The organism is Pilimelia columellifera subsp. columellifera, from assembly GCF_039532605.1.
In the GTDB taxonomy this organism is placed as follows: domain Bacteria; phylum Actinomycetota; class Actinomycetes; order Mycobacteriales; family Micromonosporaceae; genus Pilimelia; species Pilimelia columellifera.
The window spans coordinates 404,000-426,498 of sequence record NZ_BAAARY010000001.1; the positions used below are offsets into that span (position 1 = coordinate 404,000).

General features: G+C 70.2%; 22 protein-coding genes. 12 read left to right on the top strand and 10 right to left on the bottom strand.

Annotation, left to right across the window (positions count from 1 at the left end; translation table 11 throughout):
• Positions 1 to 17: 17 nt before the first annotated feature.
• From ABD287_RS01885 to ABD287_RS01895, 3 genes are all read left to right on the top strand, one after another.
• On the top strand, positions 18 to 629 hold the full coding sequence (locus ABD287_RS01885; protein ID WP_344167143.1) for a PadR family transcriptional regulator: 612 nt from the start codon (positions 18 to 20) through the stop codon (positions 627 to 629).
• A gap of 13 nt (positions 630 to 642) precedes the next feature.
• On the top strand, positions 643 to 1,722 hold the full coding sequence (locus tag ABD287_RS01890; RefSeq protein WP_344167145.1) for an inositol-3-phosphate synthase: 1,080 nt from the start codon (positions 643 to 645) through the stop codon (positions 1,720 to 1,722).
• A 219-nt stretch (positions 1,723 to 1,941) separates the two neighbouring features.
• Positions 1,942 to 2,397: a lamin tail domain-containing protein gene (locus ABD287_RS01895; protein ID WP_344167147.1), complete on the top strand. Its 456-nt coding sequence runs from the start codon at positions 1,942 to 1,944 to the stop codon at positions 2,395 to 2,397.
• A 24-nt stretch (positions 2,398 to 2,421) separates the two neighbouring features.
• Here the strand turns inward: ABD287_RS01895 and ABD287_RS01900 are convergent, their stop codons facing one another.
• Entirely contained in the window at positions 2,422 to 3,951 is a 1,530-nt protein-coding gene (locus ABD287_RS01900) for a CCA tRNA nucleotidyltransferase (protein WP_344167149.1), read from the bottom strand.
• A 71-nt stretch (positions 3,952 to 4,022) separates the two neighbouring features.
• On the opposite strand from ABD287_RS01900, the gene murJ reads away from it, so the two are divergent.
• The 7 genes from murJ (at position 4,023) to ABD287_RS01935 (ending at position 11,798) form a co-directional block, all read left to right on the top strand.
• Complete coding sequence (gene murJ, locus ABD287_RS01905) at positions 4,023 to 5,807, top strand: murein biosynthesis integral membrane protein MurJ (protein WP_344167151.1); 1,785 nt, start codon at positions 4,023 to 4,025, stop codon at positions 5,805 to 5,807.
• Positions 5,808 to 5,881: 74 nt separating this feature from the next.
• Positions 5,882 to 7,444, top strand: a complete 1,563-nt coding sequence (locus tag ABD287_RS01910) for a protein kinase domain-containing protein (protein WP_344167153.1) — start codon at positions 5,882 to 5,884, stop codon at positions 7,442 to 7,444.
• Positions 7,441 to 8,118: an RNA polymerase sigma factor SigM gene (gene sigM, locus ABD287_RS01915; RefSeq protein ID WP_344167155.1), complete on the top strand. Its 678-nt coding sequence runs from the start codon at positions 7,441 to 7,443 to the stop codon at positions 8,116 to 8,118. Before ABD287_RS01910 ends, sigM begins: the two co-directional genes overlap by 4 nt.
• Entirely contained in the window at positions 8,115 to 9,005 is an 891-nt protein-coding gene (locus tag ABD287_RS01920; RefSeq protein WP_344167157.1) for a hypothetical protein, read from the top strand. Before sigM ends, ABD287_RS01920 begins: the two co-directional genes overlap by 4 nt.
• A gap of 177 nt (positions 9,006 to 9,182) precedes the next feature.
• Positions 9,183 to 10,115: a thioredoxin-disulfide reductase gene (trxB, locus tag ABD287_RS01925; RefSeq protein ID WP_344167159.1), complete on the top strand. Its 933-nt coding sequence runs from the start codon at positions 9,183 to 9,185 to the stop codon at positions 10,113 to 10,115.
• Positions 10,116 to 10,164: 49 nt separating this feature from the next.
• Complete coding sequence (gene trxA, locus ABD287_RS01930) at positions 10,165 to 10,488, top strand: thioredoxin (protein ID WP_344167161.1); 324 nt, start codon at positions 10,165 to 10,167, stop codon at positions 10,486 to 10,488.
• Positions 10,489 to 10,643: 155 nt separating this feature from the next.
• Positions 10,644 to 11,798: an N-acetylmuramoyl-L-alanine amidase gene (locus ABD287_RS01935; RefSeq protein ID WP_344167163.1), complete on the top strand. Its 1,155-nt coding sequence runs from the start codon at positions 10,644 to 10,646 to the stop codon at positions 11,796 to 11,798.
• Between the two features lie 29 nt (positions 11,799 to 11,827).
• On the opposite strand, the gene ABD287_RS01940 is transcribed toward ABD287_RS01935, so the two are convergent.
• A complete protein-coding gene (locus ABD287_RS01940) occupies positions 11,828 to 12,481 on the bottom strand; it encodes a GNAT family N-acetyltransferase (protein WP_344167165.1) in 654 nt (217 codons plus the stop codon).
• 250 nt (positions 12,482 to 12,731) lie between these two features.
• Here ABD287_RS01940 and ABD287_RS01945 point away from each other — a divergent pair, with 250 nt between their 5' ends.
• Positions 12,732 to 14,048, top strand: a complete 1,317-nt coding sequence (locus tag ABD287_RS01945) for an aminotransferase-like domain-containing protein (protein WP_344167167.1) — start codon at positions 12,732 to 12,734, stop codon at positions 14,046 to 14,048.
• Positions 14,045 to 15,052: a D-alanine--D-alanine ligase family protein gene (locus ABD287_RS01950; RefSeq protein WP_425565465.1), complete on the top strand. Its 1,008-nt coding sequence runs from the start codon at positions 14,045 to 14,047 to the stop codon at positions 15,050 to 15,052. Before ABD287_RS01945 ends, ABD287_RS01950 begins: the two co-directional genes overlap by 4 nt.
• 1,316 nt (positions 15,053 to 16,368) lie before the next feature.
• Here ABD287_RS01950 and ABD287_RS01955 read toward each other — a convergent pair.
• The 8 genes from ABD287_RS01955 to rpmH all read right to left on the bottom strand — a co-directional run bounded on the left by ABD287_RS01955 (position 16,369) and on the right by rpmH (position 22,311).
• The gene (locus ABD287_RS01955) at positions 16,369 to 17,640 is read right to left on the bottom strand and encodes a ParB/RepB/Spo0J family partition protein (RefSeq protein WP_344167171.1); all 1,272 of its coding nucleotides are present in this window, start codon (positions 17,638 to 17,640) and stop codon (positions 16,369 to 16,371) included.
• Positions 17,641 to 17,670: 30 nt separating this feature from the next.
• Positions 17,671 to 18,813 carry a ParA family protein gene (locus ABD287_RS01960; protein WP_425565476.1) on the bottom strand — a complete coding sequence of 381 codons (1,143 nt, stop codon included), beginning with the start codon at positions 18,811 to 18,813 and terminating at the stop codon, positions 17,671 to 17,673.
• Positions 18,814 to 19,071: 258 nt separating this feature from the next.
• Positions 19,072 to 19,806 carry a 16S rRNA (guanine(527)-N(7))-methyltransferase RsmG gene (rsmG, locus tag ABD287_RS01965; protein ID WP_425565466.1) on the bottom strand — a complete coding sequence of 245 codons (735 nt, stop codon included), beginning with the start codon at positions 19,804 to 19,806 and terminating at the stop codon, positions 19,072 to 19,074.
• A 4-nt stretch (positions 19,807 to 19,810) separates the two neighbouring features.
• Positions 19,811 to 20,428 (bottom strand): Jag family protein, encoded by a 618-nt coding sequence (locus tag ABD287_RS01970; RefSeq protein WP_344167175.1) that lies wholly within the window; start codon positions 20,426 to 20,428, stop codon positions 19,811 to 19,813.
• A gap of 121 nt (positions 20,429 to 20,549) precedes the next feature.
• A complete protein-coding gene (gene yidC, locus ABD287_RS01975; protein WP_344167177.1) occupies positions 20,550 to 21,467 on the bottom strand; it encodes a membrane protein insertase YidC in 918 nt (305 codons plus the stop codon).
• Positions 21,464 to 21,742 (bottom strand): membrane protein insertion efficiency factor YidD, encoded by a 279-nt coding sequence (gene yidD, locus ABD287_RS01980; RefSeq protein ID WP_344167179.1) that lies wholly within the window; start codon positions 21,740 to 21,742, stop codon positions 21,464 to 21,466. Before yidD ends, yidC begins: the two co-directional genes overlap by 4 nt.
• A complete protein-coding gene (gene rnpA / locus ABD287_RS01985; RefSeq protein ID WP_344167181.1) occupies positions 21,739 to 22,146 on the bottom strand; it encodes a ribonuclease P protein component in 408 nt (135 codons plus the stop codon). The genes yidD and rnpA overlap by 4 nt, the downstream gene beginning before the upstream one ends.
• Before the next feature lie 27 nt (positions 22,147 to 22,173).
• The gene (gene rpmH, locus ABD287_RS01990; RefSeq protein WP_344167183.1) at positions 22,174 to 22,311 is read right to left on the bottom strand and encodes a 50S ribosomal protein L34; all 138 of its coding nucleotides are present in this window, start codon (positions 22,309 to 22,311) and stop codon (positions 22,174 to 22,176) included.
• Positions 22,312 to 22,499: the final 188 nt, after the last annotated feature.

The window sequence follows — 22,499 nt, forward strand, 5'->3', positions numbered from 1 at the left end:
GAGGAGGACCGCCCGCTGTGCTCGAGCTTGCGATCCTCGGACTTCTACAGGAAACCCCGATGCACGGCTACGAGCTTCGCAAGGAGCTGGGCGCCAAACTCGGCGCCTTCCGGGCGGCCATCTCCTACGGCACGCTCTACCCGACGCTACGCCGGATGCGGGACGCCGGCTGGATCGCCGAAACGCCCCCCGCCGCGTCTGCCGGTCCGCTGGACTCGGCCCTCACCAGCAAACGCAGCCGCGTCGTCTACCGGATCACCGCCGAAGGCAAGGAACGCTTCGCCGACCGGCTGTGCGCCGCCGGACCGGAAACCTACGACGACCCCGGCTTCGGCGTCCACTTCACGTTCTTCGCCCGCACCGACACCGCCACCAGGCTGCGCATCCTCGAAGGCCGCCGGCGCCGGGTCGAGGAGCGCCGCGAGGGCCTGCGCAACGTCCTCAGTCGGGCAGCGTCCCGACTCGACGCGTACACGCTGGAGTTGCAACGGCACGGCCTGGACGCCTGCGAACGGGAAGTCCGCTGGCTGGAGGAGCTCATCGCCAACGAGCGCTCCGGCCGCCCCCCGTCGCAACAACCCACAGACCCCACCCCGCCCGGGGACCACCGTGGCGGTCGTCATCAATAAGAGGAGGCACCCGATGGGCTCCGTCCGCGTCGCCATCGTCGGCGTCGGTAACTGCGCCTCGTCCCTGGTCCAGGGCGTGGAGTACTACCGCGACGCCAACCCGAACGACCGCGTCCCGGGTCTCATGCACGTCCAGTTCGGTGACTACCACGTCAAAGACGTGGAGTTCGTCGCCGCATTCGACGTGGATGCCAAGAAGGTCGGCCGTGACCTCGCCGAGGCGATCGTCGCCAGCGAGAACAACACGATCAAGCTGTGCGACGTGCCGCCGAGCGGGATCACCGTCCAGCGCGGGCCGACCTTCGACGGACTCGGCCAGTACTACCGCGAGATCATCCAGGAGTCCGACGACGAGCCGGTGAACGTGGCGCAAACCCTGCGCGACGCTCGGGCCGACGTCGTCGTCGCCTACCTGCCGGTCGGCTCCGAGGAGGCCGCCAAGTTCTACGCCCAGGAGGCGATCGACGCCGGCTGCGCGTTCGTCAACGCGCTGCCCGTCTTCATCGCCTCCGACCCGGTGTGGGCGGACAAGTTCGCCGACGCGGGCCTGCCGATCGTCGGCGACGACATCAAGTCGCAGGTCGGCGCGACCATCGTGCACCGGGCGTTGGCGAAGCTGTTCGAGGACCGGGGCGTCGAGCTGCTGCGCACCTACCAGCTCAACTTCGGCGGCAACATGGACTTCATGAACATGCTGGAGCGCACGCGCCTCATGTCCAAGAAGATCTCCAAGACGCAGTCGGTCACCTCGCAGATCCCGCACGAGATGGGCAAAGGCGAGGTCCACATCGGGCCGTCGGACCACGTGCCGTGGCTCGACGACCGCAAGTGGGCGTACATCCGCCTCGAAGGCCGCTCGTTCGGGGACGTTCCGCTGAACGCCGAGCTGAAGCTCGAGGTGTGGGACTCGCCGAACTCCGCCGGCGTCATCATCGACGCGGTCCGCGCGGCGAAGATCGCCCTCGACCGCAAGGTCGGTGGGCCGATCCTGTCCGCGTCGAGCTACTTCATGAAGTCGCCGCCGCAGCAGTACGCCGACCACGACGCCCACCAGGCCGTCGAGGCGTTCATCAAGGGCGAGATCGAGAGCTGACACCGCACGTAAGGCGGCGGGCGTTCCGGACCGAGCTGGTCCGGGCCGCCCGCCGCCTTACGTGGTGACGGCTTGCGAACGCGGGGTACGTCGTCCGGGGACGGTCGTTCGGCAGCGGCATGGGTCCGACGGCCGGAACAATGAGCATTTTGGTTGATCTGTGCTTTGCCGGGCCGTCAGTAGCGTTAATTCCGTTACGACCTCTGCCGAAGGACTGTCATGCGCCTGCGAACCCTCCTCGCTTCAGCCGTCGCGCTCGTCGCCGCCCTGGGCGGTCTCGCCGCCCCTGCCCCCGCGAGCGCCGCCGCCCCCGTCATCATGATCACAAAGATCTGGTACGACTCGCCCGGAACCGACCGCGGCGCCAACGCCAGCCTCAACGCCGAGTACGTCCAGCTCCGCAACACCACCCGTACGCGACGCTCGCTGACTGGCTGGACGGTGCGCGACACCGCCCGCCACGTCTACACGTTCGGAACCTTCAACCTCAACGCCGGAGCGACGGTCACCCTGCGCACCGGCATCGGCACGAACACGGCGACCAACCGCTACTGGGGGCGTCGGGCCTACGTCTGGAACAACGACCGGGACACCGCGATCCTGCGGAACGCCTCCGGCGTCCAGATCGACTCCTGCGCCTACAACTCGACCCGGTACGACTACCGCAACTGCTGACGGCGTGGCGTCGGCGGGTGGTGGTCAGTCGGCGGTGATGCCTTCTGCGGCGGCCCACCGGCGCAGCTCGGCCTCGGCCGCGTCCCGGTCCAGCGGTCCGTGCTCCAGGCGAAGCTCCTTGAGGTGCTTCCAGGCCCGCCCGACGATCGGGCCGGGCGGCACGCCCAGCAGCTCCATGATGGCGTTGCCGTCAAGGTCGGGCCGGACCCGGGCCAGGTCCTCCTCGGCGGCGATCCGGCTGATCCGGTCCTCCAGCGCGTCGTAGTCGGCGGCGAGCGCCGCCGCCTTTCGCCGGTTACGGGTGGTGCAGTCCGAGCGGGTGAGCTTGTGCAGGCGGGGGAGCAGCTCGCCGGCGTCGGCGACGTAGCGGCGGACGGCCGAGTCGGTCCACTCGCCGCGCCCGTAGCCGTAGAAGCGCAGGTGCAGGGCGACCAGGTGGGTGACCTGCCCGGTGACGTCCTTGGGGAACTTCATCGCCTTCATCCGGGCGCGGGTGAGCCGGGCGCCGACGACCTCGTGGTGGTGGAAACTGACCCGCCCGTCCCCGGTGACGGCCTTGGTGGCGGGTTTGCCGATGTCGTGCATGAGGGCGGCCATCCGGAGCACGAAGTCCGCCGGCCAGCCGTCGGCGCGTTCCAACCGGACGGCGTTGGCCACGACGGTGAGCGTGTGTTCGTAGACGTCCTTGTGCTGGGCGTGCTCGTCGATCTCCAGCTTGAGTCCGGCCAGCTCGGGCAGGAACCGGTCGGCCAGTCCGGTGTCGACCAGCAGCCGTAGCCCGGTGACCGGGTCGGCGCCGCTGAGCAGTTTGACGAACTCGTCCCGGACCCGCTCGGCGGTGATCCGGTCGAGATCGGGAGCCATCGCGTTCATGGCGGCCAGCGTCGCCGGCTCGACGGCGAATCGCAGTTGGGCGGCGAACCGGGCGGCCCGCAGCATCCGCAGCGGATCATCGCCGAATGACCGTTCGGGCGCGTCGGGGGTCCGGATGACCTTGGCTGCCAGGTCTGTGACGCCGCCGAACGGGTCGGTGAACTCGTGCCCAGGCAGGCTGACGGCCATCGCGTTGATGGTGAAGTCGCGTCGGGACAGGTCGTCGTACAGGTTCGTGCCGTACTCGACGAGCGGGTTGCGGCTCACCCCGTCGTAGGACTCGGCCCGGAACGTGGTGATCTCGATCCGCAGGCCGCGACGCATCACGCCGATGGTCCCGAACTCGCGGCCGGTCTCCCAGATCGCCTCGGCCCAGCCGGTGACGACGCGGAGGGTGTCGTCGGGGTGGGCGTCGGTGCAGAAGTCGAGGTCGTCGCCGAGCCGCCCGAGCAGGGCGTCGCGGACCGAGCCACCGACCAGGTGCAGCTCGAAACCGGCGGCGGCGAAGCGTCGGCCCAGCTCGTCGGCGACGGGGGACACCCGCATCAGCTCCGCCACGGCGCCGCGCTGGGCCGCGCTCAGCGGATCGGCGGGGACCGGACGTCCGGCGGCGCCGCGTTGGGGGGACGCCGACCGGGCGGGCGCCGGTGGCGTGGACTGAGGACCGTGAGCGGTGGACATAGAGCATGGAGCCTAATCGGCGCGTCGACCCCGTCACTAAGGTGGGCGAGATCGGCATCAAGGAGGAGCATGTGACCGGCCGCGTTTACCGCAGTGCCCACAGCGACGATCCGGGGCCGATCGCGCCTCCGGCGCGGGGTTCAGGCGCCGGCCCAGCCGGTCCGGCCGGGGCCCCGGCCCCTGGCGTCGGCGGCGCCGGAGCGGTCGGCGGCGCCGGGGTGGACAGCCCCGCCGCCGTCCCGCCTGAGCCGGACGGCGGCGGCACTGCCACCAACAGCGCGGTGATGGCGCTCGGCGGGCTGGTTTCACGTGGAACCGGGTTCGTCCGGACGGTCGCCATCGTCGCCGCGCTCGGCGTCGGTGCCGTCGGCGACGCATACGGCACCGCGCAGTTCTTCCCGTCGATGATCTACGAGTTGCTGCTCGGCGGCATTCTCACCAGTGTCCTGGTGCCGGTGCTCGTCCGACGGCGTAAGGACGACCAGGATGGCGGCGAGGCGTACACCCACCGGCTGCTGACACTGGCGGTGCTCGCTCTCGGCGTCGTCACCCTGCTCGCGGTGATCGCGGCGCCGCTGCTGACGGCGCTGCTCGCTGGCGAGCGCCCGGCGGACTACCAGCGGCTCGTCACCCTGCTGTCGTACCTGATGCTGCCGATGATGTTCTTCACCGGCCTGTCGGCGCTGCTCGGGGCCGTGTTGAACACCCGAGGGCACTTCGCGGCGCCGATGTGGGCGCCGATTCTCAACAACCTCGTCGTCATCGCGATGGCCGGCGCCTTCGTCGTGATCTTCGGCAGCGGTCCTACGATCGGCGAGATGGGCGCGGGCCCGATTCTGCTGCTCGGTGGCGGGACGCTGCTCGGGGTCGCCGGGTCGGCGGCCGGGTTGTGGCCGGCGCTGCGCAAGGTCGGCTTCCGGTGGCGGTGGCGTGGCGGGTTCCGGGAGTTGGACCTGCCCGAGCTCGGCCGGCTCGGCGCGTGGATGTTCTGCTACGTGGCGGTCAGCCAGGTCGGTGTGGTGGTGCTGCTCCGGCTGCTCAACAGCGTCGACAATGCCGGCGACAAGGCCGGCGTCGCCAGCTACAACGTCGTGTACCTGCTGCTGATGATGGCGCACGGCATCATCGCCGTCTCGATCATCACGGCCCTGATGCCGCGGATGAGCGCCGCCGCCCACGACGGACGGTTCGGCGCCGTGGCCGCCGACCTGTCGCGCGGCGCCCGGATGTCGGCGGCGGTGCTGGCCCCGGTCGCCGTCGTCTACCTGGTCCTCGCGCAGCCATTGGTGATAACGCTGTTCCAGTACGGCGCGGTCCGGGCCGACGACGCCGAGCGGATGGCGGCGGTGCTCGTGGTGGCCGCGCTGGCGCTCGTCCCGTTCGCGGTCAGCCAACTGTTCACGTTCGGGTTCTACGCGCTGCCGGACACCCGCACGCCGGCGCTGGTGAACATCCCGGTGGTCGCGGTGCGGGTCCTCGTCCAGTTGGGTCTGTTCTGGGCCTTGAGCAGCAGCCTCACCGCGGTCGGAATCATGATCGGCAACGCGGTTTCCTACGTGCTGGCCGCCGGTCTATCGGCCTGGCTGCTCCGGCGCCGGGTCGGACCGATCGGCCTGCGCCGTGTCGCGGTGACCTTCGGCAAGGTCACCGCGGCCGCCGCCGGCGCGGGGTTGTCGGGCTGGCTGGCGACGATGGCGCTGCCATGGTCCGACGCCCCGACCTGGTGGCAGGCGGTGCTCAAACTCACTGTCGGTGGCGTCGCTATCGCGGTTGGTTACCTCGGTCTGAGCAGGGCGCTACGGATTCGTGAGATCGATGAAGTGGTCAACCTGGTCCGGGCGAAGCTGGGCCGCTGACCGGCTGGAGCGTCCCGTCGGCCGACACGGTCGACCACACGAGTGGACGTATCGACCCCGCCGCGACGGCGGGTATGGTCAGGCAGGACAAAGCGACGCGCCATCAGCGCCGAGGAGGACGGGTGACCCAGGTCGACGAGGGCCACGACGCCACCGAGGCGCAGCAGGCCGCGCCCGGCGCGGGCGCCCCCGCCGCCGGCGACCTGCTGGCCCAACGGTACGAACTGGTCACCCACATCAGCGACGACGCCGCCGGACGCCAGGTCTGGCGCGGTGTCGACGTCATCCTGCGCCGGCCGGTGGCCGTGGTGTTGCGGTACCCGGGCGGGCAGCGGGCAGCCGAGATGCTCCAGGCGGCGGTGGCCGCGAGCCGCGTCGTGCACCCCAACCTCGTCGGCGTGTACGACGCCGTCGACGAGGCCGACCGAGCGTTCGTGGTGCGTGAGTGGGTGGAGGGCGCGTCGCTACGCGAGACCGTCGCCGTCGACGGCACGCTGGACCCGGGCCGGGCGACGACCATCGCGCACGCGGTCGCCGCGGCGGTCGCCGCGGTGCACGCCACCGGAATGGTCCACGGGAACATCCACCCCGGCACGGTCCTCATCGCCCAGGACGGCCGGGTCGTCCTCGCCGACGCCCGGGTCGACCGGGCCACCGACGCCGAGACCGACGTGCGCTGCGTCGCCGGCGTCCTCTACTTCGGGCTCACCGGCCACTGGCCGGAGCGGGAGCTGCCTCCTGCCCCCGGCGCCCCCGACGCCGTTCGGGACACCGCCGGCGCCGTGGTCGCGCCGCGGCAGATGCGGGCCGGGGTGCCCGCCCACCTGGATTCGCTGGCGGTGGAGCTGCTCGACCCCCGCCGGACCCCACCCGCCTCCGATCTGGTCGCCGGCGAGCTGGCCCGCCTCGACACCGTCGGCCCGGACCCGGTCGAGGAGTCCGGGGCGCTGCGGTTCGCCGCCGACACCGGTGAGCTGTTACGGATCCGGGCGGTGCGTCCGGCCGCACTCAAGATCGGTGTCGGGGTGCTGGCCCTCATCCTGCTCGCCACCGTGGGGACGATCGCCGGCCTGCGGCTGTTCGGCAACCGACCAGGCCCGACCGCCGGCGACACCCAGGTCGCCCCGAGCAACGCGCCCTCCGGCGGCGCTGTCGACCCCCGACCGATTCCGCTCAGCGCGAGCCAGGTGCGGATCGTCGACGGGGATCGCGGCGACCGCGGCGAGCTGCGCAACGCGGAGAAGACAGTGGACGGCGATCCGGACAGCGCCTGGGAGACCCACGTCTACCGGAGCCCGCTCACCACGGTGAAGTCCGGGATCGGCATCCTGGTCGATCTCGGCGAGGCGCGCCGGGTCAGCTCCGTCCGGGTGCAGTTCAGCGACGGCGGCGCCACCGCTAGCCTCCTGGCGGGCGACGCCGACCCCGGCAGCTCCGCCGCTGGCGACCAGGAGATTCTGCGGTCGTACCAGGCCCTCACCACTGAACCGGTGGAGGTCGGCGGCGCCTGGGCATTCGGCGACTTCGACCCGCGGGCCACCTACCGGCGCCTGCTGGTGTGGTTCACCGCCCTGCCATCGGACGGTCGCGGCGGGTACTCGCTCGGCGTTCAGGAAATTACGATCGAGGGACCGTGACCAGCTCCGACCCCACTGACGCCGAACTGCTACGGGCCCACGCCGCCGGCGATGGGGACGCCTTCGCGCACCTGGTCCACCGGCACCGCGACCGGCTCTGGGCGGTGGCGCTGCGCACCATGCGCGACCGCCACGAAGCCGAGGACGCCCTCCAGGACGCCCTCCTGTCGGCGCACCGGTCCGCCGCCCGTTTCCGCGGCGACGCCGCCGTGACGACCTGGCTGCACCGGATCGTCGTCAACGCCTGCCTCGACCGGTTACGGCGCCGGCAGGCGCAGCCGGTCGTGCCGCTTCCTGACGGCGCCGACCGACCCGACGGCGAGCCCGGCGGGCCGGAGCCGGCCGCCCCGAGCACCGACCACGATCTCCGGCTGGTGGTGCGCCAGGCGCTCGCCGACCTTCCGGTGGACCAGCGCGCGGCCCTTCTGCTCGTCGACGTCCAGGGCTACTCGGTGGCCGATGCGGCGGCGGTGCTCGATATCGCCGAGGGGACGGTCAAAAGCCGCTGTGCGCGTGGCCGCGCCCGACTCGCCGTCATGCTGTCTGACCTGCGGCCGGGCCAATCCGTGCCGGGCGGGAACCGACCTGCGGCCGAGGGCGTCAGACCAGCATCTGGAGCACGGCGAGGTGGGTCCCCGACCACTGGCGGACCCCACCGGGAGGAGCGGACGTGACGGACTGGGATGTCGAGAGGGGCGAGCCGGCGGCCGGCCTGACCGACGCGCAGTTCGCACTGCTCGTCGACTACGTCGGCGGAGCGCTCGTGGGCACAGCTGACCACGACAGGGTCACGCGGTGGGTGGCCGCCGACCCGTTGTGGCGAGACGCCCACGAGTCGCTGCGCCACGGGACGGCAGCGGTGGAGTCCGCGTTGCGGTCCTGGGGCGCCGAGCCAGAGCCGATGCCGGTTGACGTCACCGAGCGCCTGATGGCAGCGCTCGCGGCGGCGCCTCCCCTTGCCGGCACGGACGCGACGCCGACCGCCCCGATTGTCCCCATCGGGGCGGCCCGGCGTCGCCGGAGGATCACGCCGCTGCGGTGGGCGGCCGCGGGAGCGGTCGCCGCCAGCGTCGCGGCGTTCGGCGGTTTCGTGATGGTCGCCCAGCCCGAGCCGAACGATCAGCAGCCATCGACGTTCGCGGCGCCCAACGCGACGCCGGCCACGACCGAGACGACCGCCGACGCCGGCGTCGCCCCACGGTTCGGGGAGCTGCCAGCCGGCTTGCTGGCGCAGGCCAGCGGCCGTGCGTACCGCGCGGACAATCTCGCCGATGCCGGGCAGGCCGTCCGCGGCGCCACGACCTTCGCCACCGCTGAGGTGGCCCCGCCGCTACGCCGGCTGGCGTCGGCGGGAGGCATGGAGAACTGCGTCCGGGCGCTGGCCGCCATAGTGGCCCCGGGCGCGACCGCCACGGGTGTCGACTTCGCGACCTTCGACGGCAGGCCCGCCGCCGTCCTCGCCCTGGCCGGTCCCGACGGACGGCTCGTCGCGGCGGTGGGCCCCGACTGCGGGCTCGCGGCCACCGGCGCTGATCTGCGCGCGACAGCCCCGCTGAGCTGAGATCGTGCCCGTCCGAGCGCTGAGCCGCGGGCCGGGGCGGTGAAGCGCGCTTGCGTGAGTGACGTCGCCCGCCGTGCGGTGGCCGCGGAAATCCGCGCTCCGTACAGATGACATTTCTGCCCAAGCGCGCCTACGATGTGCGGCGCCAGCCGTGTCACTGACCCAGGGGAGTCGGCATTGTCCGAGATTCGTGACCTGATCATCGTGGGCTCAGGCCCCGCCGGGTACACCGCCGCCATCTACGCGGCCCGCGCCAACCTCAAGCCGCTGGTGATCGAGGGCGTGCAGTCCGGCGGCGCGCTGATGACCACCACCGATGTGGAGAACTTCCCCGGATTCCCCGACGGGATCATGGGGCCAGAGTTGATGGACGCCCAGCGCAAGCAGGCGGAGCGCTTCGGCGCGGAGTTCATCACCGACGACGCCACCGCGGTCGAGCTGGCCGGGGACGTCAAGAGCGTGACGGTGGACGGCGTGACCTACCGCGCGAAGGCGGTCATCCTGGCCACCGGCTCGGCGTGGCGGCCGCTGGGGGTGCCGGGCGAGCAGGAGCTGCTCGGGCACGGTGTCTCCTCCTGCGCCACCTGCGACGGGTTCTTCTTCCGGGGCCAGCACATCGCGGTCGTCGGCGGCGGCGACTCGGCGATGGAGGAGGCCACCTTCCTCACCAAGTTCGCCGCGTCGGTGACGATCGTCCACCGGCGGGAGGAGTTCCGCGCCAGCAAGATCATGGCAGAGCGGGCACTGAAGAACGACAAGATCACCGTGGCGTGGAACAGTGCCGTCGACGAGATCATCGGTAAGGACGGCTCGGTCGTCGGCGCCCGGCTGCGGAACACCGTCACCGATGAGACCCGCGTCCTCGACGTGACCGGTGTCTTCGTGGCGATCGGGCACATCCCGCGCAGCGAGCTGTTCCGCGGCCAGGTCGAGATGGACGGTGACGGCTACGTGATCGTCGAGGCGCCGAGCACCCGGACGAACGTCCCGGGCGTCTTCGCCGCCGGTGACCTCGTCGACCACACGTACCGGCAGGCCATCACCGCCGCCGGCACCGGCTGTGCGGCCGCGCTGGACGCGGAGCGGTTCATCGCGTCGCTGGGCGCCTAGCCCCGCGACGAGGAACATGGGGCGAATGCTCGTCCCGGAGGAGGATTCAGTGGGAGCTATCAAGGACGTCACCGACGCCACCTTCGTCAGCGAGGTGCTTCAGTCGCCGACGCCGGTGCTGGTCGACTTCTGGGCCGAGTGGTGCGCCCCCTGCCGTAAGGTCGCTCCGCTGCTGGAGGAGATCGCCGGCGAGATGGGGGACAAGGTCCGCATCGTCAAGGTGAACACGGACGAGAACCCGGAGACCGCCCGCGCTTACCGGATCATGTCGGTGCCGACGCTGACGGTCTTCAAAGGCGGTCAGCCGGTGCAGTCGGTGGCCGGCGCCAAGCCCAAGGGCGACCTCATCAAGTTGATCGAGTCGGCCTCCTGACGCCTTTCCTGTCGATCGGTTGGGCCCGTCGCGGTGCTTGAGCACCCGGCGGGCCCAACTACATAACGATGCAAAAACGGCCAATTCCTGGGTAGGCCGGTAGGCTGCGGGCACGACGTGCCGCGCGTTGCCGCGCCCGCCGAAGGGAGTGCCGCGTGCGAGTGTTCCGCCTCGGCGACAGCGGACCCGCGATCGTCGAGATCAGCGCCATCCTCGTCAGCCTGGGACTACTGGCCGAACGCGACGCCGACGTCTACGACGCTGAGGTCGTGAACGCCGTGAGCGCGTTCCAACAGGACCGCGGGCTGTCCGTGGACGGCCAGGTCGGACCGGAGACGTGGCGCTCCCTGGACGCCGCCCGGTGGCGCTTCGGCTCCCGGACACTCCAGCACAGCGCCGCGAACCAACCCGTCGGGGAAGACGTCCGCGCCCTGCAGGAGCGGCTGCTGGAGATCGGCTACGACCCGCGCCGCGCCGACGGCGTCTACGGCGCCGACACCGCCCGCGCCGTCGCACAGTTCCAACGCGAGGTCGGACTACCCGCCGACGGCATCTGCGGACCGCACACCCTCACCGCGCTGAGCCGACTCGGGCGCAAAGTCATCGGCGGCCGTCCCCTGTGGTTACGGGAGGCGGAGCGGTTCCGGCAGTCCGGCCCGCACCTGATCGGGAAGACCATCGTCATCGACCCCGGCCACGGCGGGACCGACCGGGGCGTCACCGCCGCCCGCCACGGCACGACGCTCGCCGAGGCCGACCTCACGTTCGACCTCGCCGCGCGGCTCCAGGGCCGGCTCACCGCCGCCGGGATGCGGGCGCATCTGACCCGTGGTCCGGAACCCGGCCGGCCCATCGACGACCTCGCCCGGGCGGACCTGGCCAACACCCTCGACGCCGACCTGTTCATCTCGCTCCACATCGACGGCCACCGCAGCCCCGTAGCCAATGGCGTCGCGGCGTTCCACTACGGCGCCGCGAACGGCATCACCTCGACGGTCGGCGAGCGGCTGGCCGGCCTCGTACAGCGTGAGATCGTGGCCCGTGCCGGGCTCAACGACTGCCGTACCCACGCCAAAAGTTGGGAACTGCTGCGACTCACCCGGATGCCCGCCGTCCGGGTCGATGTCGGCTACCTCACCTCGCCGGTGGACCGCGAACGGCTGGCGTCCGCGCCGTTGCGCGACCGCGTCGTCGACGCCGTCGCCGCCGCCGTCCAGCGGATGTACTACCCGATCGAGCAGGACGTTCCGACCGGCTCGATCGACGTCCGCGCCCTACGAGCCCGCCTCCGGACCCCGCTCAGCAACTGAACCTCGTGCCAGGTTCGCCGGACGCGGCGTCACACCGAGGTGGGGCTCACCGGCCGAACGGGACGCAGCAGCGTCTCGGGGCTCATCGACCCCAGCAGCTTCTCCAACGCGTACTCGACATCGGACTTCCACGACAGGGCCGTCCGCAGATCCAACCGCAGCCTCGGGTAGCGCGGGTGCTGGCGGACCGTCTTGAAGCCCACCGACAGGTAGAAGTCAGCGGGGGCCACGCAGCCAGCCTCCTCGTCGGAGTCGCTGAACTTCGCGTCCCCAAACGCTTCGATGGCCCTGATACCGCGCTTGGTGAGGTCACGGGCCACGCCCTGGATGAGCATCCGCCCCAGGCCGCCGCCAGCGAACGGGCGCACGACGTGAGCGTTCATGAGCAACACCGAGTCGGCGGAGACCGGCGATGTCGGGAACGCCATCGAACGAGGCACGTAGGCCGGGGGCGCGTACATGATGAATCCGGCCGGCATACCGTCGACATAGGCGAGCTTGCCGCACGAACCCCACTCCAGCAGGGTCTGCGAAACCCACGCCTCTTTCTCAAGGCCTGGGTCGCCGTTGACACAGGCGCGCTCCGCGGCCACCGGGTCGAGTTCCCAGTAGACGCACTGCCGGCACGGTCGCGGTAGATCTTCCAAGGTGTCGAGCGTGAGGCTGACTAGTCGACGAGACATTCACGCGTCCCTGTGCAGTAGCGGCGCCTGCGCGTGTTCGGCTGGCTGTTCGGCTGGCCTGCGACCGGCGCCGGCGGGCGACCGGCGCTGGCGGGCCCTTCCACGATGGTACGCCCGCCGAGCCCCTCAGGGGGAGATGTCCAACCGGTCGAACCGGCGCGGTTGCCCGGCCGTGCTACCGACGTGGGAGCGGGCGCGACCCGCATAGGATCGACGGCGCACGTTGGCCGCCCGAGGAGATGACAGTCCTGTGACCGGCACCACGCTCGACGACTACACCGACCGGTACGCCCGCCGGGTCCGGGGCATGACCGCCTCCGAGATCCGTGCCCTGTTCGCCGTCGCCAGCCGACCTGAGGTTGTGTCGTTGGCCGGCGGCGCCCCGTTCGTGGGCGCGCTGCCGCTGGACGCCGTGGGGGAGATGATCGGTCGGCTCGTCTCCGATCACGGGCCGACGACTCTGCAGTACGGCATTGGCCAGGGGACCCCCGAACTGCGCGAGGGCATCTGTGAGGTCATGGCCCTCTCGGGCGTGGACGCCGGGTGCGGCGCATCGCCCGACGACGTCGTCGTGACCGTCGGCGGTCAGCAGGCGCTCGACCTCGTCGCCCGTCTGTTCCTGGACCCAGGCGACGTGGTGTTCGCGGAGGGTCCCACCTACGTGGGGGCGCTCGGCGTCTTCCAGGCCGCGCAGGCCCAGGTACGGCATGTGTCGATGGACGACGACGGACTCGTTCCCGCCGCATTGGAGGAGGCGATCGCAGCCGCGGCGCGGGCGGGCCAGCGGGTGAAGTTCCTCTACACCATCCCGACGTACCAGAACCCGACCGGCGTCACGCTGTCGGAAGCACGCCGCGAGCAGGTCCTCGACATCTGCGAACGGGCCGGGCTCCTGATCGTCGAGGACGATCCGTACGGCCAGCTCGGCTTCGAGACCGAGGCGCCGCGGCCGCTGCGGGCCCGCCGCCGCGACGGCATCCTCTACCTGAGCACCTTCTCCAAAACTTTCGCTCCCGGCCTGCGGGTGGGCTGGATCCTGGCCCCACACGCTGTCCGGGACAAACTCGTCATCGCCAGCGAGGCCCAGATCCTGTGTCCCAGCGCCTTCGCCCAGGCCGCCGTCTCCACCTACCTGCGAACCATGCCGTGGCAGGAGCAGCTCAAAACATACCGGGAGGTCTACCAGGAGCGGCGGGACGCGCTGTTGGAGGCGCTGCTCGAACTCATGCCGCCTGAGATGACCTGGACCCGCCCCGGTGGCGGTCTGTTCGTCTGGGCGACGTTACCGGCAGGTATCGACGCCAAGGCGATGATGCCCCGGGCTATTGCGGCGAAGGTCGCGTACGTGCCCGGCGTCGGTTTCTACGCGGATGGCTCCGGCGCCGGGAACCTGAGGCTCAACTTCTCGTTCCCGACCCCGGAACGCATTCGCGAAGGAGTCCGCCGGCTTGGCGGGGTGATCGAACAGGACCTGGCCACTCGGCGGATCTTCGGCGCCGTCAGCGCTTCCGGACCCGCGCGGCAACGTCGGCCCGGCGCCGACGCCCCCGGGCCGGGCTTGGCATGATCCACCCCGTGGACGCAGCTGAGTGGCTCCCCGATGGCCCGCCGGACCCCGGCGTCGAGGACCTTCGGATCCTGGTTCTGGCAGGCGGACTGTCCTACGAACGCGAGGTGTCGCTCCGGTCCGGGCGCCGCGCCCTGGACGCGCTCCGGGCCGCCGGCTTCGACGCCACGATGGCCGACGTGGACACCAGCCTGCCGACCCGCCTGGCCACCGACCCACCGTCCGCTGTTCTTATCGCCCTCCACGGCGCAGCGGGTGAGGACGGCTCGATCCGCGCGGTGCTGGATCTGTTCGGCGTCCCCTACCTGGGGCCCACCGCGGCGGCTGCCCGCGTCGCCTGGGACAAGCCGACAACCAAGGCGCTGCTGCGGCAGCACGGGCTGCCGACCCCTGACTGGGTCGCCCTGCCGCACGACCGATTCTCCGAACTCGGCGCCGCTGCGGTGATGGATCGGATCGTCGGCCGCCTCGGGTTACCGCTCATGGTCAAGCCCGCCCAGGGCGGGTCCGGCCTGGGGGTCAGCGCCGTACGTGATGCCGGCGCATTGCCGGCGGCGATGGTCGACTGCTTTGCCTACGGCGGCACCGCGCTGATCGAGCAGTTCGTTCCGGGCATCGACATCGCCGTCTCCGTGATTGACCTCGGCGGCGGCCCCCGTGCTCTGCCCGTGGTGGAGATCGTTCCCCACGACGGTCACTACGACTACGCAGCCCGGTACACCCCGGGGCGCACCACTTGGCACGCGCCAGCCAGGCTGAGCGCGGATCTCGCGGAACGCGTCGCCGTGGTCGCCGTCGCCGCTCATGGCGCGGTCAGCCTGCGCGACCTCTCTCGCGTCGACCTCATCGTGACCCCGTCAGGTGCGGTACAGGTGCTCGACGTCAACGTCTCGCCGGGCATGACGGAGACGTCACTGTTGCCGCTGGCGGTCCAGGCCGCCGGGCTGGATCTCGGCGCGACGCTCGGGAGCATGGTCGCGCGCGTGGCAACCCGATCCAGCTGAGCGGTTTCACGTGAAACGCGGCCAGCGGTGTCGGAACAGGGCCACCCGCCTGCGCCAACTTGAGTAGGACAAGCTTGCGCTCAACGCCTGGTTGGGGTTTGGGTGCCGCGGCGGCTGTCTGGGCACCCGCTCGGCCACCACAGCCAAGTTAGTCGAGCGGACCCGCGCGCGAGACGAACAGAGAGCTGGGGCCTTCTTGGCCCGCCGGCGCCTAGCGAGCGACAAGGCTCCGTTTCACGTGAAACGCAACTCCGGGGGCAGCCGATCGGGGTGCGTTACCGCTCCTGCGCTCGCGACCGCTCCGCGCTCGCCGGCAGGCTACCTCGCCCAGCACCTACTTGCCCTGGACATCGAAACTCCGGGAACAGGTCCTTTGCGGGTCGCCCAGCGAAGGGTGGCGCCGACCGCAGTCGGAGCGCGATTTGGCACGCGCGCGCCTGTTCAGCTTGGGGCCAACGCCACCGTTTCACGTGAAACGCAGTACTGCGGCATGCAGCACGTGGACGCCGACTTTGAGGGCGCACCCATGCTTCGCCGATCCAAGGCCGACTCGTTACCGAGGGATGCCGATCTGGGCTGGCCAGCTCGGCCAATCCGACCTCCGACGTCGCACCAACGAGCCTAGGAGCGCGAGGCAGTGCGTCGCAACCCGTCTGAGGTGAAGCGTGTTGGCCAGTCCCAGGCGAAGCAGTAACAGGACCACGGGGGCCGCTTCACGTGAAACGGCCCCCGTCTGAATGGCTACGGCGTGCGCGCCCGATCAAAGCAGCTCTGGAGGCTGGAGCATCGGTGCCCGCACGCATGCTGACTTCACGCCCTGGGTGCGAGCGTCGCCCAGAGTGCGGCGCCCAGAGGTAAGCCCAGCTCTGGCCGTCCATAGTTAGCCTGGCGCTGCTATGCCATCCGCCGGGCCAGCGACGTGTAACTGGTACGAACCTCGTGAGTGTCGACCCCAGCGCTGGACGCCGAGTTTTCGATCGAAGCGTTTCACGTGCAACCGACACCAGCTATGGCCGGAACTCGACGACGGGAAGGTACGACTTTGGGATCTCCGTGGGTTCGTCCACAGCCCCACGAAAGTTATCCACAGGGGTTATCCACAGGGCGAGACCCGTATCCACACCGTGTTTCTCGCAAAACAGGCCTGCCTGTGGATAACCCCTGTGGATAACTTTCGGCTGAGGTCCCAGTGGTGAGCACGACACCAGCCGCCTGGCTGAGGACACTGGGCATGACCCGTGGATCCCGTTCCACGTGAACATCAGACCCCGACACATCGATGTGTCGGGGTCTGCCAGTGGCTGCTGGACGAGCGCCTAGTCGTTGCTGGGTTGCTGGTCCGGGAGCTCCATCACCCGAGCGATGCGTTCGAGATCACCCACCGACCCAAACTCGATCACGATCTTGCCCTTGTTCCGGCCGAGCTCGACTTTGACCTTGGTATCGAAACGCTCGGAAAGCCGATCCGCCCAATCGCTGAGCGCAGGCGCATGAGCCTTTGCCCGACGCCGCGCGGGCGCTGGCCGTGGACCATCCGCGATCGCGAGGGTCACCAGTTCCTCAGTCGCGCGGACGGAGAGGCCCTCGCCCACGATCCGCTGAGCCAACGCCTCCTGCGCGTCGGAGTCGTCCAGGCCCAGGAGCGCCCGGGCATGCCCGGCAGACAGCACTCCGGCGGCCACCCGGCGCTGAACCCGCGCCGGCAGATTGAGAAGCCGAATGGTGTTGGTGATCTGTGGTCGGCTACGGCCGATCTTCCGGGCGAGTTCGTCGTGCGTGGCGCCGAACTCTTCGAGGAGTTGTTGGTAGGCCGCAGCCTCTTCGAGCGGGTTAAGCTGTGCTCGGTGGATGTTCTCCAGTAAAGCGTCGCGCAACATGGCGTCGTCGCGCGTGTCGCGGACGATCGCGGGGATGAACTCCTTCCCGACGGCTTGGGCCGCACGCCAGCGCCGCTCGCCCATGACGAGCTCATAGCGGTCCGGCGCGATTTCACGAACGACGATCGGCTGGAGAAGGCCAACCTCCCGGATCGATGTCTTCAGCTCGTCGAGCGCTTCGTCGTCGAAGACGTGTCGGGGATTGCGGCTGTTCGGGGCGATCGCAGCGACTGGCAGCTCTGCGAACCGCGCGCCAGGAACTGGCGCCAGCTCCACCCGGATCGCATCATCAGGCCGACCCATTTCGGGCCCGCCGAGGCCCAGGGAACCACCAGGGGGCGCATCTTCGACTTGCACCATAAGGCCGTCGGCCTGACGGCCTTCGACTGCCCCGACCTCGGCATGGGTGCCGCGATCGGGGACCATTTGCCCATTGGTCGCCGCCACGGGCCGCGCGCTTGCGGCATCCGCCCTGGCGGCCGACGGCCCACCGTCGCCCGGGGCACCGGCCGACCCGTGGTCGCCCGCTGATGGAACGGCCGCCGGCTCGTCCTCGGGCTCAGCCGGCGTCGGGTCAGCGGCGGGCGCCGGCATCGGATCCACCGAGACCGCCTGCGTGGGCGGTGTGATCACTGAACTGGGCGGGGGCGGCCCGGTCGGGATCAGAGCGCCCAGGCCACGGCCCAGACCACCACGCGGACGGTTTTTCATGCCTTGCCTCCACCTGCCGACCTGACCTGGCTAGTCATTCTTGACGCCCCGCAACGCGATCTCCTGCGCGGCCTCGTAGTAGCTGGTTGCCCCACGCGACGCAGGGTCGTAGGTCATCACGGACTGGCCGTAGCTGGGAGCCTCGGAGACCCGCACGTTCCGCGGAATCACCGAACGCAGGACCTTGTCTCCGAAATGGTTACGCACATCCTGTTCCACCGCGTCGGCCAGTCGGGTTCGACGGTCGTACATGGTGAGCAGAATGGTGGAGACGTCCAGGTGGGGATTGAGGTGCGCCTTGACCAGGTTGATGTTGTTGAGAAGTTGGTTGAGCCCTTCCAGCGCGTAGTACTCGCACTGGATCGGGATCAGCACTTCCTCCGCGGCGACCAGCGCGTTGACCGTCAGCAGGCCCAGCGACGGTGGGCAGTCGATGAGGACGTAGTCGAACTCCTCGGGATACGCCGCGATCGCCCGGGTGAGGCGCTGCTCGCGCGCGACCACGGAGACCAACTCGATCTCAGCGCCGGCCAGGTCAATGGTCGCCGGTACGCACCGAAGGTTGGGAATACCGTCAACCGCCTGTGCCACCTCGATCAACGGCACGTTCTCGATGAGGACCGAGTAGATGTCAGGCACGCCGGCGTGGTGCGGCACATTGAGCCCGGTCGAGGCGTTCCCCTGTGGGTCCAGGTCGATGACAATGACGCGGTTGCCGTGGAGTGCCAGCGCCACGGCCAGATTCACGGTGGTCGTCGTCTTGCCGACCCCGCCCTTCTGGTTGGCAACCGACATGACCCGCCGCCGGGTTGGCCGAGGCATCTCGACGCCGCCACCTGGGTTCCACACCTGCACAGCGCGACGCGCCTCCATCGCCAACGGCGGCTCCTGTCCCGCCTCGGTCGTCGTCGTTTCACGTGAAACACCGCCATCAGTGGCGACGACGGTGGCCGTCGCCTTGGCCGGGGCCGCGGGCCGCAGCGGCAGACCGAGTCCGCGACCGGTCCGGGGCTGGGGAACTGGAACGTCAGCGACCCCGTCCGCCCCGGAGGAGTTCGCGGCGCCAGGGGTAGCGCCCCAGGCGTTACGTCGACGTCCGGTGGCCGCGGGCGCGGTCGCGCTCAGCGACTCGCCATTCGGCTTCGAGACTTTGTCCGATTCATGCACTGTAATCCCTGCCGTTTCGGATGGATCGACACCGCGCTATGCCGGAAGTCGCGCTTCGGGTAGTGGGGTAATGATCGCGACCGACGCGGGTCGGCAGTCGCGGCGTTTTTGCCATCGACGTTCGGCCAGCCTAAGGCTGGCGCCTGGTTCCGGCCATCCTTAGGCCGCCAGACCTACCGGGGCCACAGTCGCGTGGCTCACCAGACATGGAGCGCTCCCTTCTCCCCAGGGCGCTGAGCCGCCCCGGCTGGCCGCGGTCGGTGGTCACCGCCGTCGCCCCCGTCGACCGTCGCGGCCGCCGGACCGCGCTGGCGCTACCAACCGCTCCCGGGCCACTACCACCACCGTTGTCGGTGACGCGACGAGCCCGACGCCGCAGCGCTGGATCGTCGGCGGCCCGCCGCCGAGCCGGGTCACCGCCAACGCGTGCTCGGCGATCTCCCCAGCGGCGGACGCGCCCTTGAGCGCGAGCAGCCTTCCGCCGACCCTGGCCAGCGGAAGACACCAGCCGACCAGCCGGTCCAGCGGCGCGACCGCCCGTGCCGTGACAATGTCCGCGGGGGCGAAGCTGTCGGACAACGCTCCCGATACGCACTCCTCGGCCCGACCACGAAGCACCCGCACCCGCGCGTCCAGACCAAGCGTTGACACCGCCTCCGACAGGAAGGCGGCGCGCCGACCCAGTGGTTCGACCAAGGTCAGATGCAGATCTGGTCGCGCCACGGCCAGAACGATACCGGGCAGCCCCGCGCCCGACCCGACATCAGCAACATATGCCCCATCAGGTAGTAAATCGACCATGACGGCACAATTCAGGATATGCCGGTCCCAGACGCGTGGTGCTTCCCGCGGCCCGATAAGACCACGGAGAACGCCGTCAGTCACCAACAGCTCCGCGTAACGTGCCGCGAGCCGAAGCCGGTCGCCGAACAACTGTTCGGCGACCGCAAGCAGGTCCGCAGGCGGGGCGCCGGGGGACTCCGCGCGAAGGTCCGACACCAGGTCAGGCCGAAGGATGCACGACGATACGCCGACTCGGCTCGACGCCCTCGGACTCGCTGCGCACGCCCTCACTGGCGTTGACGACGTCATGCACGCACTTGCGCTCGAAAGCCGACATCGGCTCCAGTCGGATCGGCTCGCCGGTGGAGATCGCCTTCTCGACCGCCGAACGCGCGACCGTCGCCAGCTCCTTGCGACGGTCGGCACGGTACGAGCCGATGTCGAGCAGGAGCCGGCTCGGCGAGCCTGTCTGCCGGTAGATGGCGAGACGGGTCAGCTCCTGGAGAGCCTCCAGCGTCGCGCCCCGCTGGCCGACGAGGTCGTCCAACCGATCGCCGAGCACCTCGACCACGGGCCGGCCGCTGGAGACAAGCTCGTCGATGTCCCCGTCCATGTCGAGGATGTCGAGGAGCCCCTCGATGTAGTCCGCGGCGATCTCGCTCTGGGCGAACAGCTCAGCGTCGGTGCTGGCGCGACGCGGCCCACCGGCGCCCTGGTCGTCGCTATCCGAGTCATCGGCGTCCTCGCCGTCGATGTCCTCGGCATCGTCTGCGAGCAGATCGTCCTCGGCGACGGCGTCCGGCGTCTCCTCGGCTTGCGCGGCGCTGGTTTCGGTCACGTTGTCATCTCCGTACTCGGTCGGCCGGACCCTCGCCTGGGCTGGTCCGGTTGTCCCCGGGTCGATGTCGCCACCGACGCGGGCAGGTCAGCGTGCCGGTGGACGCCGGCGCGGGCGAAGATCAGCCCTGGCGCTTGCCGCCACCCTTCTTCGGGTGTGCGGGCTTGGCTCCCGGACGAGGCGCCAGCGCCTTGGCCGCCTCGGGATCGGTCGACTTCACCGGGGTCGTGGTCTTGCCGCTGGCCGGCGGCGGGTACTTGCTGAGCACCCACTGCTGCTGCCCGAGCGAGAACAGGTTGTTCACCACCCAGTAAATGATCACACCGATCGGGAAAATTGCCCCGGAGAACAGCAAGGACGCCGGGATGCCGTACAGCATGAGCTTCTGGATCATCCGCTGTTGCGGGTCCTCGCTCCACCCGGTCTTGAGGATCATCTGTTTGCTGGACAGGTACGTGGTGATGATCATGATGGCGACGAGGACCGCCGCGACGATCTTCACAGTCGTGCCGTCGGCGCCGAGCAGGGCGAGGTCGCGCGCCGAGGAGCCGAACTTGCCGGCGATGGGCGCGTTGAAAAGCCTGGCCTGCAACGCGTCCTCAAAGTGGGCGAGGTCCCAGCCGTAGAGGGTCTTGAACTCGTCGCTCTTGCCGGGCTTGAGGAAGTTGAGGACGTGGAACAGGCCGAGGAACACCGGGATCTGCGGCAGCATCGGGATACAGCCGAGCAGCGGGTTGGCCTTCTCCTTGCGGTACAGCTCCATGACCTCGCGCTGTAGGCCCTCGCGGTCGCCCTTGTACTTCTCCCGCAGGGCGGTGACCTGCGGCTGCAATGCCTGCATCGCCCGCTGACTCTTGATGTACTTGACGAACAGCGGGAACATCAGCACCCGCAGCGTGATCACCAGGAAGATGATCGCGAGGATCCACGCCCAGTTGGTGCCCACCACCCGGGTCGCGGGCACGCCGACGGCGTCCCAGAGACCGTGCCACCGCAGCAGGATCCACGAGATGGCCCAGTAGATCCAGTCGAGACTCACTTGACAGCTCCAAATAGATCTGGACGACCACCGGGCCGGGACTGCGGCACAGGGTCATACCCACCAGGGTGGAACGGGTGGCAGCGCAGCAGCCGCCGGAGCGACAGCCCGATTCCGCGAAGCGCGCCGTTCCGGGTGATCGCTTCGAGCGCGTAGGCGCTGCATGTGGGGTGGAACCGACACCGCGCCGGCAGGACCGGACTGATCCAACGACGGTACGCGACGATCGCTCGCACCAGTGGGCCGGCCGGGCGGGTGGCGTCCGGGGCCGTCATCTGCGCCGCCTCCGGGCGCCGCCGGCGAGCGCGGACTGAACGGCCGCCGACACATCCGCTCCCAGCTGCGCTGGCGACGCGGTCGCGGCGGCCGGCAGCGCCCGTACGACCAGCGCCGACCCTGACGGCAGCCATGCAAGCTCGGCTCTGACCAGATGCCGGAGCCGGCGCTTGACCCGGTTCCGGACGACGGCGCAGCCGACGGCCTTGGAGACGACGAAACCGGCGCGCACGTCCGGACTGGTGTCCTGGGTGCACGCCGGTGGCGTCTGGTCGGCGGCGTCGGGCGCTGGCGCGGCAAGCGACAGATGGACGACGACAGCGCCCCGACCGGCTCGGCGGCCCCGTCGGATCGCTTCGGCGAACTCGTCGCTACGCCGCAGTCGTTGCGCTGCGGGCAACACGCTGACTACGCCCTGCCCGGCCGGAGCTTAGGCCGAGAGACGGACGCGGCCCTTGGCGCGACGGGTCGAGAGGATCGACCGGCCGGCCCGGGTCCGCATGCGCAGCCGGAAGCCGTGGGTCTTGGCGCGCCGACGGTTGTTCGGCTGGTACGTGCGCTTGCTCACGTCAGACTCTCCGATTCGTAACCCTGGCGGCGGCGCCTCAGGGTGGTCTGGATCATGGCGCGCGGCCGCTGGCCTGTGGAGGGGGCGGCGGCGCCCGGCTCGCTGCCTGACCGATGCCTCCGGGCGAACCGGGGACAGCGCACAGCAAGCAGGAGACACGATAGCAAAGCCCAGGCAACGCGGGCTGT

What these genes read in the sequence shown, in the direction of transcription:
- ABD287_RS01890 (WP_344167145.1), top strand. Translation starts at nt 643, where the DNA reads ATGGGCTCCGTCCGCGTCGCCATCGTCGGCGTCGGTAACTGCGCCTCG.
- ABD287_RS01895 (WP_344167147.1), top strand. Translation starts at nt 1,942, where the DNA reads ATGCGCCTGCGAACCCTCCTCGCTTCAGCCGTCGCGCTCGTCGCCGCC.
- ABD287_RS01900 (WP_344167149.1), bottom strand. Translation starts at nt 3,951, where the DNA reads ATGTCCACCGCTCACGGTCCTCAGTCCACGCCACCGGCGCCCGCCCGG.
- ABD287_RS01910 (WP_344167153.1), top strand. Translation starts at nt 5,882, where the DNA reads ATGGTCAGGCAGGACAAAGCGACGCGCCATCAGCGCCGAGGAGGACGG.
- ABD287_RS01940 (WP_344167165.1), bottom strand. Translation starts at nt 12,481, where the DNA reads ATGTCTCGTCGACTAGTCAGCCTCACGCTCGACACCTTGGAAGATCTA.
- ABD287_RS01950 (WP_425565465.1), top strand. Translation starts at nt 14,045, where the DNA reads ATGATCCACCCCGTGGACGCAGCTGAGTGGCTCCCCGATGGCCCGCCG.
- ABD287_RS01955 (WP_344167171.1), bottom strand. Translation starts at nt 17,640, where the DNA reads ATGAAAAACCGTCCGCGTGGTGGTCTGGGCCGTGGCCTGGGCGCTCTG.
- yidD (WP_344167179.1), bottom strand. Translation starts at nt 21,742, where the DNA reads ATGACGGCCCCGGACGCCACCCGCCCGGCCGGCCCACTGGTGCGAGCG.